Genomic DNA, 19,120 nt, shown 5'->3' on the forward strand with positions numbered 1-19,120 from the left:
GACATCATTGACTCAGGAAAGTCTCGGCCATCAGAGCCAAGCGCGAGCCTATACGCTGGTATACATGAGTCGGATGGAGACATCCCTCCGGAGTCAGATCGACCGATCCGACGAGGAAGACATTGGGGACTTTCTCAGCAATGCGGTACTGCGCCGCGCGCACGATTTCCCACGATGACGGCTCCGACGATTCCGGCGTCTCCTGGTAGTGCTGCAGTTCCACAATGAAAAATGGCAGGTCCGGGTCCTGAAACTGTTCCCGCCATTGCTCGATGAGCATATCGAGCTTTGTCTCGTAGCCAGCAGGGCCAGCATCTTGGATCTGCAGGGCCTCAGTCTCACCCTGCCACAAGAGCACGCCGTCGATGTGCTGCTGCGTGAACGGCAGGACGTTCTTGTCAAAACAATCGCCCGACTCCATCCAACAGGAAATCGAAGTCGCCCCTTCTGCAACCGCCACCACATAAACTGATTCTCCTAGTTCCTTTGCTAGATCGATCGCAAAGCTCCCTCCGACCACTGAAAAACAGGCGACGCTGGCAATCGGATTCCATTCATGACGGACGTATTCTCCACCCTTGAATGCAGAATAAGTCAGAACTTCAACATCGACATCTGAATCATTGAATGAGTCGCATGCCTCCATGTTCGACTGGCCTGCAGCTAGCCAAACAGTGCCATCCAACTGCCACAGCTCCCAGCAAGAAACTTGTATATCCCGTATGTCCTCACCTGAAACAATCCCCACACCTTTACTATCGATTGTGCAGTACTTATTTTCGGGCAGAGCCGTTACGGTGACGTCATAACGATCGCCATCAGCAATTTTTGATGAAAAGGCAAAGGCTCCATCCCCAGATACAGCAATATCGTCTTTCCCATTGTTCTGCAAAATCACCGTTTCACCAGCAGCCAGCCCATCCAAAAAACCCCCAATCGTATGACTGTCTTCGCACGCAATCAACCCAATCGCAAGAAACGCCAGACTGACTGAGAAGATCCTGCGATACGAGCTCACGATCATGCCCTCCCCAAGAAATTCTCTTCTGACAATTTGAGCTCGACACGCCTCGAACAAAGATGACGTTCCATCATCCGCAAAGCACCCCGCGTGTCCGGAATTCCGCCATATTGGAAAGCAGCGCCCCCAGGCTTACCCCGGAGAAGCGTCTTCATCAATCTTACGACAGTCGTGGAAATCTCTAAGACGAGTTGTCGCATCACCTTACCCAGCGCCGAAAGAACACCAACGTCCTGCGCCCATACTTTCCAGGCGGCCATTGTTTCCCTTACATGCCCAGGAGATCGAAGCAGGCACTTTGCGTAAAGACTCTCGAAGGAAATAGACTTGCTGTATCGTGGAGTCAACGCCACTGCAGCCAGATGAGTGAATGCCCAAACAGTATAGGGGGAATAAAAGCAGGGGACCATCGGATCCCAATCTAACTGCTTGAACCGTTGTATATGTTCGGTGCTCCTGATGGAGCCAACATCGGTTCGGGCTGCACGCTGTGCCGATGTGCTCGCGGAGAAAGCCCCCGGGATTACGAAGGGAAAATCTACTACCGCGCTTGAGCGCGACTCCTCGGCAATGAGATGACTGCTGAAGATGTCTGGGCTGACACCGCCAAAAACACTGCCATATTTTGCTCGAACACGCGCCAGCAGTGATCGCGCCACGATACCAAGATAGACCCGCGGCAACGACATAGGACCGGCACCCAGATCGCTAAGCGCCTCTTCGATGTCACTGTGATGATCCACCATTTGCGTCGTCCCCGTAAAACGTGAGAGCACGAGGCTTCCTGCCAACGCTTTCCCCCATCGCTGCGACCGCACGCCGGGCCAGAAATAGTGAAGCACCGTACCCTGATGCTTATAGTTGACCGTCTCAATACCCAGCCGCTGTGCCCACTTGACTATGCGCATTATTTCAGGGCCCACCGTGTCGTCGTCGCCCAAAAACATAACATACTCGCCAATTGCGAACTGAAGCGCCCGCTCGAAGTTCTCCACAACGCTCATGAGCTCAGGCGTGTAGATATAGATAACACGGGGATCCTCTGCCAAGTCACAGATCCGCCCCCGCAACTCGTTTGTATCGCTGTTGTCGGACACCACAACCTGGACGTCATGGCACTCCTCTAGCGCCACACGGATCGCGAACTCTGCACAACTCTGGCGATTGCGAGTCGGGATAACGAGCGAAAGCATCGGCATATACGCAAATCCTCAGAATGATGTGATCATTGAGGCCACAAAACCGAGATCTTCAGCCGTGAGCCACCATCCGCAGGGAATGGCAAATATAGAATCCATGAGTTCAGAGCTTCCGGGCAACTCCGGGGCCTTCACCTTGAAACCGCTGTAACGCATGTTGAGGTAATGGTGTTTCGAGGCACCCACGCCCACGTGCTTCAGCGTCGCTATAAGCTCGTCACGGTGCGCGGCACGGATGAGATAGCTCCAGTAACTCGGTGCCGCTCCGGGGAGGGGGTCGACTGAAGAGATCGACCGCGAGCCCGCGAATGCTTCATCATAGAACCGTGCATTTCGGCGCGCCGCTGCAACACGCTCCGCTACCGTGGCAACCTGTTCAAATGCCAGCGCAGAACAGAGGTTGTTGAGGGTGGATGCCCAGCCGACCTCCGGGATGTCGCATGCAGGATCGATCTCTCCGTCCGCACCGCGGAACGCTCTGAGGTCGATACCGAGCCGCCGCAGCCGGATGGCCCGCTCCGCATCGCGTGGGTCGCTGCAGGCAAGCGCGCCACCCTCGCTCGCGTTGATCTGCCGGTTCGGATAGAAGGAATAGATGGAGAATCGCCCCCACTGCCCTACTTGTTTTCCATGAACCGTAGCAAGCAAGGCATTGTCGCAGTCTTCGATTAGAACGATGCCATACTCGTCGCAGAAAGCTTTCACCTCTTCCACCGGTCCCGGGTAACCGGCAACGTGGTAGAGCAGCAGGGCCTTGCACCGGGAGGTGACTGCGCGCCTCATAGAATCGAGATCAATCGTAGCGGTATGAGGGTCCACGTCGACCCACACCGGCCGGGCGCCGGATGTCGCAATCGGAGCATTGGTAGACATACAAGCGAATGGCGTCGTAAGAACTTCGTCGCCTTCGCCGACACCCGCCAGTCGCAGCGCAATTTGGATCGCACTCGACATATCGTTAGTCGTCACGACATGAGGGCGCTCGATCAACTCCCCAAAGGCGCAGCTAAATCGCTCATTGTAACTTCCCACTGCAATCGCGCCGGAACGCAGCACCTCTAGGGCCCTGACCTCCATGGCGGGCGTATGATAGACGCGAAAAATCGGAACGTTTCTTTTCTCCATGCTCACCCCTTGTGCAGCGTCTCGACGATACGCTGTCTTGTCTCGTCGTCTACCCACCACCCGCAGGGGATGTGAAGCAGCCGGTCATAGAAACTCGCGAGTCCCGGCAGGTCTCGCGAACTGGAGCGGAAAATGGAATGGAGATTGTTGGGTTTGTGCAGCTTCGAAGCCATCACACCGACGCTCTCGAGCGCCCGCGCGGCGCCACCCGCATCATCGCAGAGAAGCGTATAGAGCCAATATGTCGGTCGGGCCTTCGGATCGAAGCGGGCGGGCGAGAACCCTGGGATGCGCGCAACTTCCGCATCGTAGTAACGACCGTTCTCAACATGTCTTGAGATGAGACTTTCGATGCTCGAGAGCTGCGAGAGTCCCAGGGTCGCCCCGACGTTGGTCATGTTGTACTTGTAGCCTACGGCCGTAATATCGACTTCCGTGCGGGACACCCCTTTCAGCATCCCGAACCAGCGGAATTTTTTCGCGTCAGGTACCTTGCCGGCGTCCTTGAGCACCAAAGCGCCCCCGTCCACCGTGGTCATGTGTTTGATCGCCTGGAAGGAGAAGATACCGTAATCGCCGATGCTCCCGACGCTCAAACCATCATAGGAAGCACCGAGGGCATGGGCGCAGTCCTCGATCACCGGGACGCCCTTTTCCTCCGAAATCGCCATGATCTCGTCCATGCGCGCCGGATAGCCCGCATAGTGGACTACCATGATGGCACGGGTCCTCGACGTAATGCGGTCGCGCACTGATTGAGGATCTATTGTGCCATCGAGCGGACTCACATCGGCCCACACGGGAGAGGCCCCCGAATGCAAGATAGCGAGGTTCGTGGGCTCGGCTGTCATCGGTGTGGAAATGACCTCGTCGCCAGGCCGCACACCTGCAAGCACCAGCGATGTATGCAGAGCAGCTGTGCCACTGCTCATGCTGAGGGCATTCGGCAGCTTGAACTTATCAGCAAACGCAGCCTCGAACCTGTAGACGACCTCCCCCTCAGCGATCATGCCACTGTAGAGCGTCTCCTCCAAAGCGGGCATCAGCAGATCTTTGGGCGGCATCGCGACCTTTACCAGCGGTATCATTGATACGCTCCTCTCATTCCTGTTCAGATGCGGTCCAGGACTGTAAAACGTCCGAGGTCCGCAAGAACTTTGGGTGCGAACTCTTCACTAAGGGAAATCCACATCTGCAGATGCACCTGTTCCAGCTCTATTTGCCAGCCCTTATGCCGCAGGAGCGACAGGATCGGATCGCCCATAAGGGCGTTCATGCGCCACCGCCTTGGCATTGCCGACCCGAGCAGTTCTACAACGTCATCTGCCTCCCCGCCAGTTTCGGCAAGGATAGGACCAACATTGTCAGCAACAATAGTGGCAGCGGCGTTTCCATTCCGGAGAATCACGCCCGCCGAAGCAAAGGGCGGAAGTGCGATATTCATGCTTTTTTCGCACACCGTTCCATCGCACGAGCAATCGTAGACAAACGGATCGACACCATCTGAAGCATCCGGGTTGACCACCCAACCGAAAAGCGAGCGGTCCTCGAGTTGAAAACCCAATCTCTCATAGACCTGTGGCTTGCCCGTCCAAAGCGTAAGAGCATCGTACCCGTCACCACGCGCACGCTCGATTGCTGCCGTGAGCAGCTCCCTGCTGAACCCTCTTCCGCGATACTGGGGTCGTACACATACGAGCCCTATCAAGGCAACGCGGGGAAATCGACCCCGCATACAGTATGTACCATCTTTCATCACGAGTCCGCTGATAAATTCAGAGCCTTCCTCAATCCGTGCATATAAGGTGCTTGCGGATGAATCCGCAATCCATGGAAAGTGAGCACGAAGTGAACAGCCTCGATTGCGCGCACGGAAGAACTCATCCCAGACTAAGTCAAGGAATCGCGGGTCGGGCGTTGTGGAGAACGAAACCAGATTCATATCCATCGGCGAATCAATCCGTACCAGAGGATTCCTGCATATTCGTGCAGCATTGTTGACAGGTCGAGCTGCCGCAGCATCGGCAGCCAGACGACAAGTTTCTCAGAAAGTTCCGGCGAGAAAAAATACGACGGAGCCGCCGAGACGTCCGGGAACACACGGCGGAATTCGATCAAAGCCCGCCGCAGGTGCCACGGCGAAGTAACCACTACCAGACGCGACTCTGAGTCGAGAAAACCCATCGCCTTGAGTCGGATTGGATGTTCCTGCGTATTGAGAGACTCTGTCTCCATGACAATGCGTTGCTGCGGTATACCCATGGCCACCGCCAGGTCGCGCATAAGCTCGGCGTGCCGTTCCTTGCGTGCCCATCCTAGACGACCGCTTACCACCAGCCACTTAGCGTTGCACTCCTGAAAAACCTGCACACCCTTGGCTAATCGCAGTATCGATTCGCCATTAAGACGATCTGCCTTCGTATAATATCCCGCTCCCAGCACGACGACGGCATCCACCGGGCAAGCGAAGTTATCCCGCTGCCCGACACCAAGGAAGCCCCACAGCGCCGCCTTGGTTTGCGCCAGCCAGCAGGCAGTAGAGCACGTGACCACCAAGACAAGCACAACAGCGAGCCACCTCTTCACGATTCACCTCTGCGTCGCTGTGCAATCATGAAAAGAGAATCCTCAGCGCCAACCTCGTCTTCTTCATCCATCCCTTGAGCCCACGAGTTTCGTGAATCTCACGCCAGATAATCCGGGGGCTCCAGTAGAACGACCGCTGCATGGCGTTCTGCATTCGCCGCAACTCCTCTCCGCTGAAAAGGCTGCTGGCAAAACGCGTGCGGAAAGCCGGGTCGGGACAGCGCGCAAAGGCACGCCAGTAATCCTCGATGACCACGCCCTGCTCCATCAGGTTGTGATACAATTTTGTTTCGGGCATCGGCGTACAGATAGAGCACTGCAGGTGTCGCGGCCGAAGCTCTTTTACAAATCTACGCGTCTGCTCGATTTCCTCTTTTCCCTCGTCAGGTATTCCGATCATAATATAGGCACAGCAATCGATGCCATGGACCTGAGCGAGCCGAAAGGTGTCACGCGTCTGCTGCAACGTGACTCCTTTCTCCAGATAATCGAGCATCTTCTGTGAACCGCTTTCCACGCCGAGATAGATGCGGGCGCAGCCTGAGGCTTTAAGCGCAGCCAATAAGTCGTTGTCGAGGTGATCGACGCGGCTGCTGATCTTGTAGGTAATATCGAGCCCGGAAGCGGCAAGCAGCCGGCAGAAGTCGAGGGCCCGCCGGCGGTTCATCGTAAAGTTATCGTCCTGGATGAAAAACTCGCGCACGCCGCGGCCGTGCCAATGCCGTATCTCCTCCAGGATCGCGGCGGGGGTCCTGGAACGGCAAGGAGTGCGGCGGAGGTCGCAGAAGCTGCAGCCGTGGGGACAACCGCGAGATGTCATGATGCTCACAACATGGTCTGTGGTCGCCAACAGGTGCGAATACCTCTCCGCGTCGATCAGTTCATATGCGGGAAACGGCAGACTGTCCAGATCCCGAATCGGCTCGCGCCGAGAACCTATCCGGACTTCGCCACTGCGTGTGCGGTAGCCTACGCCCGCTATCCCCTCCAACGCCGCCAGGTCCGCTTCGCCGCGCCGATCCAGCGCGCGACTCAGCTCGCAGAAGGACTGTTCTCCCTCGCCCATTACGATGCAGTCAGCGACACCGAGGTTAAGCGTCTCCTCGGGATAGAGCGTAGGGTGCCACCCGCCAAAGCAGATCACGGTGGCGGGGCTCGCACGGCGCACCACCCTGCAGACCTCCATGCAGTTAAGGAGATTGAATGTCAGCACGCTGAATCCCACAATGTCGGGCTGCTCCCTACGCAATTCCTCCTCCAGACCCGCCAGCGAGGCACCGCCGATATTGAGGTCCACTATCCGGAGATCCGCATCGCACGACTCCCGCACCGCGGCTGCGACGTACAGTATGCCCAGGGGCGGACGGCTGACGTTGCTCTTGTCCGCCTCCACATAGGCGTAAGGCTCGATATAGTGAATGCTCGGAGGAATTATGAAAAAGATCTTCACAGCTCTCCACACTGAGAGACTTCGGAACGCCGGCAAGCTTCAATGCCAGCTACACGATACAGAAGCCTTTCGTACTGACCCACGACGTCTCTCTTCTGAAAGAGACGTTCATAGGCCTTTCTGGCATTATTGCCGATTACCCTACGCTGTTCCGGAGACAGCTGATACACTTGAAGAATCGCCTCTGCCATTTCAGCCGGCAGTTCGGGTCGACAGGTGACCCCGGCACGCGTCTCATTGATCAACTCAGCTGCATCACCGCCAACCCCCATCAGTATCGGCTTTCCACAAGCCATATACTCCTGCGTCTTGCGAGGGATCGTCATTCTGAAAGCCCGGTGTTCTCGGAGGTGGACTACCAGGAGGTCAGCCACTGAGAAAAGCAAGGGCATGTCCTCCACGGGAAGTCTTCCTGCAAAAATTACATTGGTCAGACCGCTGCGTCCGCATCTAACCCTCAACGACTCCAGTGCAGCGCCATCCCCAGCCAGCAAAAATCGGATATCCGGTTTGTCCCGCAGTAGCTCAGCGGCATCCAGGATCGTTTCAAGCGACTGCGCATGGCCCAGGTTTCCTGCGAAGACGACGGTAAATGCCCCTTCCAGGCCGTATTGCCTCGCCATGGTTGCGTCATAGGGCAACGGGCGGAAGATGTGTTCATCAGCCCAATTTGGAATAACTTCTATACGATCTCCCTCTACGCCCTTGCTGATAAGATTTCTTCTGTAGCCGGCCGAGGGAACGCTGATGGCCTTCGCAAACGGGTAGACAAAGCTGGCTATAAGGCTGATGGCACGCTTAAAAACCTTCGAACAACTGAAGGAACTTGCTTCGATCGCATCGGGCCAGATATCTTGAATGTCATACATCAGCGAAATCCGATGAAAAAACGAAATGACCTTCGCCGCAAGCCCCAGCAAAGGAGGTGGCAGGAACACGTACATGCAGTCGGCCTTGCCGATCAGCGCATTGCCGATGGTCATGGCCGAGAACATGAAGGAACAGTAATTGAGCACGCGCAGCACTGCCGATCCCTTGCCATGGGCAAAGTGAGGAACCCTCACTATCTTCACTCCCCCACATTCCTCCCTGAGAAACAGGCGAGGCCGGTAGCCCTCGTAAAAGCGATCGGACGGATACGTGGGAAACCCCGTAAGCACAGTCACCCCATGACCTCTCGACACGAGTTCTTCCGCAAGCTCATGCACGTGCGGCCCCGGTTCAGGGTAATACCATTGTGTCAAGAGGAGGATCTTCACGTCTTAAACCAGACTCCGATCATCTACTGTATGACCTGCTGCCAGCTGCGAAATAGCGCTAACGGTAAGGGCTGCCGTACTCTTCCAGGTATACCGTTCGGCCCTCTGCCCCACCATTTCCGACAACTTACGCAGGAGCGTTTCATCGTCGATGACAGAGGCGATCCGCTGTGCGATATCCTCGGGATCATGAGGATTGAAATACACAGCGGCATCCCCGCCAAACTCCCGCATGGTATCGAGCTTCGATGCCAGCAGCGGACGGCCGGAAGCCATCGCCTCCAGCATGATATTGGGACAGTTTTCACAGGAAGAGGCAAAAAGGTTGATCTTCGCATGCTGATAGAGCTTCGGGAGCTCTTCATAGGCGACCGTCCCCATCAACAAGACGTCTTTCTCAAGCCCACGCCTTCGGATCTCACGCCTGACCTTCCTGCCATAGGGTGTCTCGCTGTGGCCGACGAGGACCAATTTCTCTGACGTCCTTCGGATCTGTCGCAGGATGCTGTACCCCCGTATGACCTCGAGCTGGTTCTTATAAAGCTCAAGAAAGGAAACGTAGAGGAGATATTCTTCCTTCGGGATCCAGGCGGGGCGCACCACCTGCTGAACCTGGGGCCCCCTGAAATCGTCGGCAACGCCGTGCGAGATCGTCACCATCGCACCCTTGCGATCCCCCAATCTCTTCTCAATGAGGCCCCGCGCATACTCCGAAACGCAGATCAGCAGATCGGCATTTCTCATGCTGTTGAGCAGCACACCCTCGAGCAGAAGGTTTCTGACCTTCATATAGCCGAACCCATACCGTGATCGCGTTTCCCGATCAAAGGGGAGCATGTTTCGAAACATCACCACCGAGCGACACGCGGAGGGCACCTTGACGTTAAGGACGCCGCCGGGACAGAAGTAGATATCGGCTCTCTGCTCATTGAGAAGGCGAGGGATATGGCATCGTTCCCACACTGATCGGTAAAAGGGATTAGTCGTTTCGGGATGCTGCGGAAGCCTCTGGATATTTTTCTTCTCGGGAAGGACAAGCGCTGGTTCTGCAAGGACTAGTATTTGCCAATCGCTCCGCTCCTCGACATGTTCGAGCAGATTCCACAGATAGGTTTTCCCGCCGCCATACCTTGCTGACAGCGCGTTAATGACTACTCTCATGAGATGACGCTTTCAATGTGATCAACAAAGGTTGCCCAGGAATTATCCCCGCAAAGGGCAGGCACGGAAATTGCGCTTTCCGCGGGGAACGCCCCTTCCCTCGCCATAATGCTTTCCATATGCGTCGCCAGTTCATCGGGAGAACAGGGGTCGAAGAAGCGCACCCTCGGGTAACCATCGAGGACTTCGTGCGAAAACGGGCGGTCGGAAGCGATGATGTCGCCCCCCAGCGCCCGCGCTTCAAGCAGCGGCAGCCCGATGGTTTCCACCAGTGACGGAAAGATCAATATAGAATCGCGATAACACAGCATCACCTCTGAACGAGGCAGCGGACCCAGAAACTCCATTTTCAGCCCCTCCCTCTCGGCGTGCTGCTTCATGCGACGAGCATAGCCATTTTCGTCTCCCCTGATCGTAACGCTCACGCGTGGAGCAATACCCTTTGACTTAAGAATCTTCAGGGCCTGAAGAAGCACATCGATATTTTTGTAAACAAACGATGTGGTAGGATAGAAGAACTCCTGAGACTGCCTGCGCCCTTTCAGTCTCTCAGCACCGTCGGTCGCAGGAAGGCTGATCGGCGGCATCAAGGCAACGACCTTGTTATGTGAGATTCCATACGCATCTGCCAGCGCCCTCTTCATCCACATCGTCTGGACGACGACAGTATGTGCACGATTAGCGGCCTTCTTGATGAGATAATAGAACAATTCCGTATAAAGCCACAGGACACGCTCCCCGTTCTTCAGAAGAGACCACTTTCGCTCGCGTAGAAAAGGCAGAGATTGGTGAACATAGACTACCTGCGGTTTTTTCGTAAAAAGAATGGCTGTGTTCTGCAATGACACGACGACGTCTGGGTTCAGCTTTCTGATCAGCCGTGGTGCCATGAACAACTCCCACAGGATCCTCCGACCCCAGCTCTTCTTCGGGTATTTCTCGACGATAACGTGGACATGGGGCCCGGCGGACTTCAGGGCATCCGTGCTCACGACAAAATACCACTCATGTTCCTTCTCATGCGCGCCGACATGGGAAAAGAAACCCTTCAGAATGCTGAGAGCACCGGTCTCGCTTGCCGGGACATCAAAGACCGCGATACGCATCAGTTACCCTTTAGCTGGTATTACGAGAGAGCGGCCACATTTATACCACGCAATACATTCTTTGCCCTAACATCCCATGTATATTTTCTTTCAAATTCAGAGCGAGCAGCATCTGCATATCGTCTTCGTACGCAAGGATCCTTGAGCAACGTCACAGCATTAACCCACTCGTCAACATTGCCAGGATGTACCAGAACGCTATTCGTTTTATCCAGCACCTCGCGAAGAACAGGGATATCCGATGCTACAATGGCTTTTCCTGAAGCCATATACTCGAACATTTTTAGGGGTGACATCCAGCGTGAAGTGTCTACCTTACGCCCTGTCACCTCCAATTTATTTTGATATGGCATCAGCAAGACATCGCACATTGCACGATAGCGCCCAGCCTCAGCCGGCGCAACATACCCATGGCAATGCAGATTGTCGGGAACAGACGAAACATACGCAACAACGTCATCCTTCGTCCCACCGATTATATGAAAGGCAACGTCAGGAAGTTGATTTGCCATTTCCACTATCAGTTCTATTCCACGTCCGAAGAGAACTTTACCGACATAACCCACCTGCAATGGAGAGGCCGCTGAACCGTCGCACGATCGTTTCTCATACAACTGATCGTCACAATCCGCTGCATCATGATGCACTTCGATCTTTTCAGCCACAGCACGGTGCAACCTGCAGTATTCCGCTCTCAAAGCTTTAGATATAGTAACACATTTAACAAGCCGCCTCTGGCGCAGCAACCAGCCCTCTAGCACCCTGCGAGCAACATTACGACCAGGCGGGGCATGAGTCTCATAAATCACTCGAAAACCATTATGCAAAGCAAGACATACACCATATATATCACGGCCATAAATCAGCACTTCGTTCGACCGATATGCTTTTATCAGACATCTCAATTTTGTCAGGGCAAAGAGGCTCGATCCATACCGAATATTCGGCGCCAAAAATGTTTTTACTTTAAAGTTATGATCCACTCCATAATACGAAAATAAATCGACATCCTCACCGCACTGCCTGCGTCGGCGAGCAACCAATGTTACCTCATTGTCAGCCCTGGCAAGCGCCGCACACATGCGCATCACCTGAATGCTGTTTGCGCTTTGAGAGGGTACTATTGATGATGACAAATAGATTATTTTCATTTTAGAAAGGAATAGAGCGAATGGAAATGATCAAATTGGCGATTATCAGACAGGTTTACTACGCTTCACCTCAATCAGATCGTATCTCAGGCCCTTACCAAGGGCCTTTAAATAAAACTCTTCACCAAATGCTTTTGCTAAAACCTCAAGCGTTGGACTTATCACAAAATCACCACGTTTCGTAACGCGTATCTCGGCAAATGCCTTTGTCAGTTCCAAAGGCCTTGTTCTTCTGAACCAATGGCGAATCTGAGGCAAAAAAAGCATGGGCCGCGCCAAGTCAAGCTCCAGCAAGGCATAATCTCCTATAGCTTCACGCAGCGACCTCACCGTACCAAAGAGATCCGAAATCTCCGTAAGCACGGCAAAGCAAAATACAATATCGAAACTACCAAGGCTTTGAATCTCCGAAGCACTCATTGTCTCATATATAATATTATATCCTTCATATGAAGCCAGCGTGCGGGCCTGAGCGAGACGACGCTCATCGATATCGACACCTACAACCTCCGAAGCTCCCATCTTTTTTGCGAACAGACAATATTGTCCAGAATTGCAGCCGATATCCAAAACCCTTTTATTAGTGAAATCTACCTTAGTCAATTCTGCAAGCCGGAGCCTCGTATTAACCTTACCTGGTGTATACAAGCCATCATGAAGATCAATAGTTTGATACCAGGACTGTTTTTGAATCCACTCATTCATTTGATCACGTGACATTAAATCAATCATTTTACTATCCTTCGCAGCAATGTTAGTGCCCGATAATGAAGATAATTTCTGCACAAACAGACATTATTAACTACTTCAAAGCCTAGCGCCTTGAGAACAGCGCATCTGTGATGCCCATTCTTCAAATAAACCAAGCCATCCCTTTCAATGCCCATAATCCAATCAGATCCCGATGAATCATAGCCCTCTTTAGCAATGCATTCTGCCAATGCGAAGCGCTGCATAACGCGCTCACATATAGCATTTCTGACTATTTCATTATACTTTTCGTCTCCAGACGAATAATCGTAAGACAAACATTTATCTGCCAGCCTGGAATTAATCAGTGTATACAATGAGCCCCTAAACATTCCTCCATATCTCTTATTTGTTTCTCCATATTTCTGAAGCTGTTCAGCATACCAGCGACAATACTCTTCTCGTGCCGTCTTTTTATTACCTAACAAATAATTTCTATAGAAATTGTATATAGGCCAGCGGTCAATACTAGTTCCACCCCATCCCTCATTATTATAGCACGACAAATCGTCGTGACGAATTTGGGCGATTGAGACATTGATTATTCTAACAAATATATCAATCATGATGTATAGTTAATTACGCATTAGAAATTATTAATGCCAAACGTTAAGAATGTCTTCATTCATGTCTATTTAGCGGCAGTCTAGTGATGCTCTTCAATACATCACCAATATTGTCGCAATTCCAACTCTCGCTGAGCGCCCTCGGGTCCTTTCTCCACCACTCCGATGCCAGAAGCAGATCAATAATTTCCTTTGGGAAACGGTATCCAATGATCCTGGCAGGAACGCCCGCTACAATTGCGTAAGGAGAAACATCTTTTGTCACGACAGCTCCCGCTCCAACGATGGCTCCTGTCCGGATTCTAACACCACCAAGGACTACTGACTTTGCGCCAATCCAGACATCATGTTCAATGATGGTCTTCTTTGTCTCATTGAACCTCTCACGCAAATCAGTTTTCACCAATTTCCAGACTGGAGAATAAAAACAGGCGGACGTAGATAGTCTATCTGTGGGATGATTGTTGGCTCCGATTATACTGTGCGCGCCAACTGAACAGTATCTTCCAATGCTCTCAGTATTTATGCCTACCATAGAACCTTCCGCAAGCACAGTATATTTGCCTACCCTAGTGAAAGATGTTAGCGAAACGTTCCTGCCTACCCGAATCGGATGCTCGGCATTTGGTTTAACCCCAATGTATGACTTGATCATAAAACCACGATATCTTACCGGATAGCAAAAATACTTGATGACCAATCGGGCCATATCTTTTATGAAGTCCATATTGTTCCCAACTCGCTTAGAGTTAACTGCCTCATTACAATGTCCGCACTATTGTGAGTGATTATATTCTGTCGACGCTCTGCTAATACGAAAACCATCTGCATCCAGCCTCTCTACAACTATATGTGCAAACTCAGGATTAATCTGAGCAAGAGATGATATTTTACTTTCAAGTTCATCCTTCTCTATCCCTGGCATCTTTTGACAAGCATACTCACGACGCCTCATTCGCTCGGTGACATCCCAAACACAACAACGATTAGCAATTCGCCTTGCCAACAACCTGATACTGCCTAGCAAGGCATACATCGATATCTTTCGCACCCTTTGTGAGCCATGCCTTGCTATTCTCTTCTTCGATTCTTCAACAAAGAACAGCTTCTTTTCCGCCAAACATGATGCAATTCTCGTGGCAGCATCATAATCCACGTTGGCAATCCAAGGTCGTATGATATCTTTCTTCTCTTCCAGAATATCACGCTCGCGCCGCTCACTTATGTACTTGTCAACTAAGCGCATTAACTCAGCCTCGCTGCTCGCAACATCACTCACGAGCATTGGCAATTCCGGAGCAAAGTTGTTATCCCGAATAGGACAATAGGAAATAGTAGGTATTCCAGAAAATGCTGCCTCAACTGCAGTCGTGCAGTCATGATGAATAACCACTAACGCAGACATGTTCCATTCCTGAACACAACCTTCCTGAATAATGGAAATATTGTCATGGCCCGAAAAAACGTCCTCATAGAATCGTACTAACTCTGATGGATGCGGACGAACTACTATTCTAATATCAGGGTGCTGCTCGGCGATGTGCAATATTGCTCCGACAACATAATACTGCACAAGTCTGTAATATGCCTTATCGATCCCATCCTTCCGATGATCTTCATTGCCAAAATGGCCAGGTAGTGCCCTGATCCCCTTCTCATATCCAAGCACATGATTCGCATATGCGAAACTCGTATTGACTAAGATATAGTTACCATACTTCTCTCGTAACAAATCGGCTTTCTCTTTATAGAGCACCTCGTACTTCTTTTTTCGCAGATCAAACCGAGGATGGCCGGTTACAAATAAACGTGTTGCGTCCACACTCTTTCTATTTTCCAGGAGGCATTCTTTTAGTGCGTGACCCCAAAGAAAATACATATCGTAGAATGGCACTAGTTCTTCCGGATACCTGGCAATGAACGTGAACATACCTTTCTCAATAATCCCACCCTCTTCATCCAAATTTATGATAAAGCCGCCATTTCGATGAATGTCCTCGCAAAAATCGCGCTGCGCCGGTGTAAGCCCTTTGTCAAAATACAAGAATGGAGCCATATTACCCATTCTGCGATGCACGACGCTCTTAGAGCCCAATAAACATGTAAATCCAGCGCGAGCAAGTTCACAAGCTAGAAAAAGTCTGGCATCAAGTTCTCGTGATTTTATCTCTATCGGCAAACAGCACGTTATTGTATTGTTCTCCATCTTATCTCCATAATTACTTAGCGACATTTAGAATGAATGCGGCTTGTTTGATAGATATTATGAGAGGATCAACTTTTTCATTTTCGCCTGAAACAGAGTTGTCTGTTCATCCAAGTCTCTTGCCACTTTTTTGTAACGAGCGTTGACTTCGGACAAACGGCCGAGGATATCAATAACGCGCATAAAGAACATGTCCTCAAAATCATCTTCCAGCACATCCATACAATGCTCTTGCAATCCCAATTCATCATAGAGTCCTGGGAGTTGCGGGTGAGTGCCCAATCCAAGAGTTGGAACCCCCATGCCAATGGGGCACACGTTGCCATGAAATCTCATACCCACCACCATGTCCACATGCCTGTAAAGATCAAATGCTTTACGGTAAGCCGAGTCCGCCGAAACAACGGGCGCCACTGTTGAACGCAATCTAGATATATCCCTAGGCAATGTGGATAACACTTCAGAAATAATTTCCAGATCGGCCGGAATATGCGGCACAAAAACTATTCTGATATTTTGCTCATTAACTAGATGCACTAGCGCGCTAGATAACTGAGATAAGAATATTCGTCTTCTTTTGCCACCGGCCATCTTGTCCGCAAGACCCACTCTGGCCATCAGCCTATAAGAAATAGACGGCTCTTCTCTGAATCTATACCGCTGTTTATCTCCCGCTAATTGCACTGTAACCAGCGGTTTCTCATCAGAAAGCTCTTTGTGCTCTACGTTCAGCGTGGCCATATGAAAACCACCATCAGGCACTGTAGTTATATTCTGCACTGCAGTATGTCCGAAGATCTGTCCAAGCCTTTTAAGAGATCCGTCATTTCGCACGCTGATAAGCGTATTGGGCCGCTTTGTTAAATATTCTAGATAAGATCCAAATGCCGATTTAGCCTTATACTTTTGTCCATAATATGAGGCAAACCCCAGAGCATAATAAATGACAGGCACCTGAATTCTTTCCAGCGTCTCAATATCAAGGCCAACATAGCAACCGGTCTTGTCATGATGAGATAGCCCCGAGAAAAGACCGCCGCCTCCTATTATCATGGCATCATGTGAATTAGCTAACGCCACAAACTCACGACAATCATATCGTTTCTTCCCCATAAATTCGGAGTAACCGATCATGTCTTCGTCGGTGAACGTAATCTCACAATCTGGCAAATTACGCTGTAGAGTCCGACGAATTCCGTCGATATTGGCACAATCACCAATGTTCGTCGAATAACACGCCAAATGTAATATTTTGATTTTGCGCATCCACTTGCTCACATGTTCTTTTCAGTCAGCGCCACTTACAGCGACAACTGCTTTATAGTAATATTGCCATGACACATATTACCTGCTTTGTTTCGAATACAGCGCATCAATTTAGTCAATATCGAGAAATCTCTTTTGAATGCTTATCTTCCAAACATCATCTCTCCTCAATAATTCAGCAAATCTATCAGCGCTTCTTCCATCACCAAATTTGTCACTGGGCATATGGGGAACATCGCTGATTCGATTGAGCGAATTCAATATCTTATCCTTATCCTCTTTCACATCGATTATTGTTGGATGCCTGAAGCGACACTGCTGTCTGGTGCCGATATTAATCGATGGAATCGAATAGAATGGGGCCTCTCGGACGCCTGCGCTTGAGTTCCCAATGATGAATTCACAGTTTTTGAGCAACACCAGGTACGCCTCAAATCGAATGGAAGGGAACAACTTGATTCTCGGGCTCTTCTCAAGCTGAAATAACTCATTGAGTATGATATCTGAGCCAGGATCATTGTTCGGATAAATGGCAACATAGTTACGCTTTGATTCTATAAGCGCGCTTGCCACTTCGACAATGTTTCTATTCAAATCATGTAGACTCGATGTTACCGGGTGATATGCAAACAACGAGTAACGCTCATAGGGAATATCGTAATGGGCTTTAACTTCTGCAAGAAGGGGAAGATCCGTTGACAACATGAGATCAATGTCCGGCGATCCTATGACGAATATGTTCTCTTGAGCCTCACCCATCTGAATCAATCGTTTCTTTGCCTCATCATTCGCCACAAAATGAATATGCGCAAGTTTTGAAACGGAATGTCTGATAGACTCATCGATTGTACCGGAAATCTCCCCGCCCTCTATATGGCCCACTAGAATGTTATTCATCGCCCCCACTATCGCCCCTGCAAGGGCTTCACATCTGTCTCCATGAACAATCAGCATATCCGGTTTTACAAGGATCACAAAATTGCTGAGTCCATGAATGGTGTTTGCCAATATTTCATCAAGGGAATCGTTATGTCGCTGATTGATAAAATAATGTATGTTTTTATATCCGCATTTTAGGACCTCATCATATGTGCTTCCATATTTTGGAAGCATGTGCATACCGGTAACAAATACATGCGCTTCCAGCGTGGCAGATCTTTCCACCTCATTGATAAGAGGTTTTAGCTTGCCAAAATCTGCACGCGTGCCTGTGAGAAAAAGAATCTTCTTATTCACTTATTTGCTCCCATGTTAACTGCAGATCCTTTCTTATATCGCACGCCGCCCTTCTGCCCAACAACGACTTGAAATCCTTGGCCTTTATGCCCCCTGTCCCTGGCCTCTTCACCCAGATATTTTCCAGACTGAGAGTTTCTCCGACTGAGATATCTCTTATTGCAACAACGCAGGCATATGCGAAGTCGATAGTTGGCTGTTCTTCAGGCAGGATGGCCTTTTCTCCCCCCAAGGCTCTATGAATTGCATTTGTCCCACAAATAAGATCCTTCAACTCATTGGGATCAATAGATATCGGGATATCCGGACCAGGCCAGCACTTATCCGAAGTGAAATGCTTCTCCAGGATACTTGCTCCGAGTGCTGCTGCAGCAAAAGACGTATAATTTCCAATTGAATGATCACTGAGTCCAATCACAGCATCTGGAAATGCCTCTTTAAGTTCTACAAGAGCACCCAGCCTAACCTTGTTGTAGGGAGTCGGATAGATCGATGTGCAATGTAATATCGCATATGGAACGCAGGCATCCTTCAGAATTGCAACCGCCTCACTGATAGAATGAATATCGTTCATTCCGGTGCTTAAAATGATCGGTTTTCCAAAGGCGGCTATATGCCTGATAAGCGGATAATTATTACATTCGCCCGACCCAACTTTATAGGCGTAAACACCCATCGACTCAAGACGGTCAGCCGCCGCACGTGAGAAAGGTGTATTGAGGTATATCATCCCCTTCGCTTCGACATAGTTTTTGAGCTCAATTTCCTCACTTTCACTCAGGGCGCATCTTGACATAATCTTCCATATGCTTTCCTTTGCATTTCCAGGAATCACGTCATTGGGTATCATCTCATCGTCGATCACATGACACTGAAATTTTACACACTCGCATCCAGCGCCGTAAGCATCGTCGACCATCTTTACCGCCTTATTGATACTGCCTTCATGATTAATGCCTATTTCAGCAATAACCAATGGAGGACTACCCTCACCGACCAATCTTCCTGCCACATTAATGTTCGGACTCATATCAGCGT

18 protein-coding genes are annotated in these 19,120 nt (G+C 50.8%); all 18 read right to left on the bottom strand.

Going from position 1 to position 19,120, the window contains the following annotated elements; all coding sequences use genetic code 11:
• Positions 1-4 precede the first annotated feature (4 nt).
• Complete coding sequence (locus WC683_00175) at positions 5-1,024, bottom strand: sialate O-acetylesterase (GenBank protein MFA4970995.1); 1,020 nt, start codon at positions 1,022-1,024, stop codon at positions 5-7.
• On the bottom strand, positions 1,021-2,220 hold the full coding sequence (locus tag WC683_00180; GenBank protein ID MFA4970996.1) for a glycosyltransferase: 1,200 nt from the start codon (positions 2,218-2,220) through the stop codon (positions 1,021-1,023). Before WC683_00180 ends, WC683_00175 begins: the two co-directional genes overlap by 4 nt.
• Before the next feature lie 12 nt (positions 2,221-2,232).
• The gene (locus tag WC683_00185; GenBank protein ID MFA4970997.1) at positions 2,233-3,345 is read right to left on the bottom strand and encodes a DegT/DnrJ/EryC1/StrS family aminotransferase; all 1,113 of its coding nucleotides are present in this window, start codon (positions 3,343-3,345) and stop codon (positions 2,233-2,235) included.
• Positions 3,346-3,347: 2 nt separating this feature from the next.
• Complete coding sequence (locus WC683_00190; GenBank protein MFA4970998.1) at positions 3,348-4,433, bottom strand: DegT/DnrJ/EryC1/StrS family aminotransferase; 1,086 nt, start codon at positions 4,431-4,433, stop codon at positions 3,348-3,350.
• A 23-nt stretch (positions 4,434-4,456) separates the two neighbouring features.
• A complete protein-coding gene (locus WC683_00195) occupies positions 4,457-5,287 on the bottom strand; it encodes a GNAT family N-acetyltransferase (GenBank protein MFA4970999.1) in 831 nt (276 codons plus the stop codon).
• Entirely contained in the window at positions 5,284-5,931 is a 648-nt protein-coding gene (locus WC683_00200) for a YdcF family protein (GenBank protein ID MFA4971000.1), read from the bottom strand. Before WC683_00200 ends, WC683_00195 begins: the two co-directional genes overlap by 4 nt.
• Positions 5,932-5,956: 25 nt before the next feature.
• Positions 5,957-7,381, bottom strand: coding sequence for a radical SAM protein (locus tag WC683_00205; protein MFA4971001.1), 1,425 nt, complete (start codon positions 7,379-7,381; stop codon positions 5,957-5,959).
• Positions 7,378-8,640 (bottom strand): glycosyltransferase family 4 protein, encoded by a 1,263-nt coding sequence (locus WC683_00210; protein MFA4971002.1) that lies wholly within the window; start codon positions 8,638-8,640, stop codon positions 7,378-7,380. The genes WC683_00205 and WC683_00210 overlap by 4 nt, the downstream gene beginning before the upstream one ends.
• Before the next feature lie 3 nt (positions 8,641-8,643).
• Positions 8,644-9,801, bottom strand: coding sequence for a glycosyltransferase family 1 protein (locus WC683_00215; GenBank protein ID MFA4971003.1), 1,158 nt, complete (start codon positions 9,799-9,801; stop codon positions 8,644-8,646).
• Positions 9,798-10,907: a glycosyltransferase gene (locus WC683_00220; GenBank protein ID MFA4971004.1), complete on the bottom strand. Its 1,110-nt coding sequence runs from the start codon at positions 10,905-10,907 to the stop codon at positions 9,798-9,800. Before WC683_00220 ends, WC683_00215 begins: the two co-directional genes overlap by 4 nt.
• A 20-nt stretch (positions 10,908-10,927) precedes the next feature.
• A complete protein-coding gene (locus WC683_00225; protein ID MFA4971005.1) occupies positions 10,928-12,058 on the bottom strand; it encodes a glycosyltransferase family 4 protein in 1,131 nt (376 codons plus the stop codon).
• A 45-nt stretch (positions 12,059-12,103) separates the two neighbouring features.
• Positions 12,104-12,790, bottom strand: coding sequence for a methyltransferase domain-containing protein (locus WC683_00230; GenBank protein ID MFA4971006.1), 687 nt, complete (start codon positions 12,788-12,790; stop codon positions 12,104-12,106).
• Positions 12,787-13,374, bottom strand: a complete 588-nt coding sequence (locus WC683_00235) for a hypothetical protein (GenBank protein MFA4971007.1) — start codon at positions 13,372-13,374, stop codon at positions 12,787-12,789. The genes WC683_00230 and WC683_00235 overlap by 4 nt, the downstream gene beginning before the upstream one ends.
• A gap of 55 nt (positions 13,375-13,429) precedes the next feature.
• A complete protein-coding gene (locus WC683_00240) occupies positions 13,430-14,029 on the bottom strand; it encodes a CatB-related O-acetyltransferase (GenBank protein ID MFA4971008.1) in 600 nt (199 codons plus the stop codon).
• Positions 14,030-14,149: 120 nt separating this feature from the next.
• Positions 14,150-15,580: a surface carbohydrate biosynthesis protein gene (locus WC683_00245; GenBank protein ID MFA4971009.1), complete on the bottom strand. Its 1,431-nt coding sequence runs from the start codon at positions 15,578-15,580 to the stop codon at positions 14,150-14,152.
• Between the two features lie 57 nt (positions 15,581-15,637).
• Positions 15,638-16,858 (bottom strand): polysaccharide pyruvyl transferase family protein, encoded by a 1,221-nt coding sequence (locus WC683_00250; GenBank protein MFA4971010.1) that lies wholly within the window; start codon positions 16,856-16,858, stop codon positions 15,638-15,640.
• Positions 16,859-16,957: 99 nt separating this feature from the next.
• A complete protein-coding gene (gene neuC / locus WC683_00255) occupies positions 16,958-18,082 on the bottom strand; it encodes a UDP-N-acetylglucosamine 2-epimerase (GenBank protein ID MFA4971011.1) in 1,125 nt (374 codons plus the stop codon).
• Positions 18,075-19,112: an N-acetylneuraminate synthase family protein gene (locus WC683_00260; protein ID MFA4971012.1), complete on the bottom strand. Its 1,038-nt coding sequence runs from the start codon at positions 19,110-19,112 to the stop codon at positions 18,075-18,077. Before WC683_00260 ends, neuC begins: the two co-directional genes overlap by 8 nt.
• Between the last annotated feature and the right edge of the window lie 8 nt (positions 19,113-19,120).

The sequence above is a fragment of the bacterium genome, assembly GCA_041648665.1.
GTDB lineage: Bacteria > UBA10199 > UBA10199 > 2-02-FULL-44-16 > JAAZCA01 > JAFGMW01.

Excerpts from the sequence above, each read along its gene's own strand:
- WC683_00195 (MFA4970999.1), bottom strand. The coding sequence starts at position 5,287 with ATGAATCTGGTTTCGTTCTCCACAACGCCCGACCCGCGATTCCTTGAC.
- WC683_00185 (MFA4970997.1), bottom strand. The coding sequence starts at position 3,345 with ATGGAGAAAAGAAACGTTCCGATTTTTCGCGTCTATCATACGCCCGCC.
- WC683_00260 (MFA4971012.1), bottom strand. The coding sequence starts at position 19,112 with ATGAGTCCGAACATTAATGTGGCAGGAAGATTGGTCGGTGAGGGTAGT.
- WC683_00235 (MFA4971007.1), bottom strand. The coding sequence starts at position 13,374 with ATGATTGATATATTTGTTAGAATAATCAATGTCTCAATCGCCCAAATT.
- WC683_00230 (MFA4971006.1), bottom strand. The coding sequence starts at position 12,790 with ATGATTGATTTAATGTCACGTGATCAAATGAATGAGTGGATTCAAAAA.
- WC683_00220 (MFA4971004.1), bottom strand. The coding sequence starts at position 10,907 with ATGCGTATCGCGGTCTTTGATGTCCCGGCAAGCGAGACCGGTGCTCTC.
- WC683_00245 (MFA4971009.1), bottom strand. The coding sequence starts at position 15,580 with ATGGAGAACAATACAATAACGTGCTGTTTGCCGATAGAGATAAAATCA.
- WC683_00240 (MFA4971008.1), bottom strand. The coding sequence starts at position 14,029 with ATGATCAAGTCATACATTGGGGTTAAACCAAATGCCGAGCATCCGATT.
- WC683_00180 (MFA4970996.1), bottom strand. The coding sequence starts at position 2,220 with ATGCCGATGCTTTCGCTCGTTATCCCGACTCGCAATCGCCAGAGTTGT.
- WC683_00175 (MFA4970995.1), bottom strand. The coding sequence starts at position 1,024 with ATGATCGTGAGCTCGTATCGCAGGATCTTCTCAGTCAGTCTGGCGTTT.
- WC683_00190 (MFA4970998.1), bottom strand. The coding sequence starts at position 4,433 with ATGATACCGCTGGTAAAGGTCGCGATGCCGCCCAAAGATCTGCTGATG.
- WC683_00215 (MFA4971003.1), bottom strand. The coding sequence starts at position 9,801 with ATGAGAGTAGTCATTAACGCGCTGTCAGCAAGGTATGGCGGCGGGAAA.
- WC683_00225 (MFA4971005.1), bottom strand. The coding sequence starts at position 12,058 with ATGAAAATAATCTATTTGTCATCATCAATAGTACCCTCTCAAAGCGCA.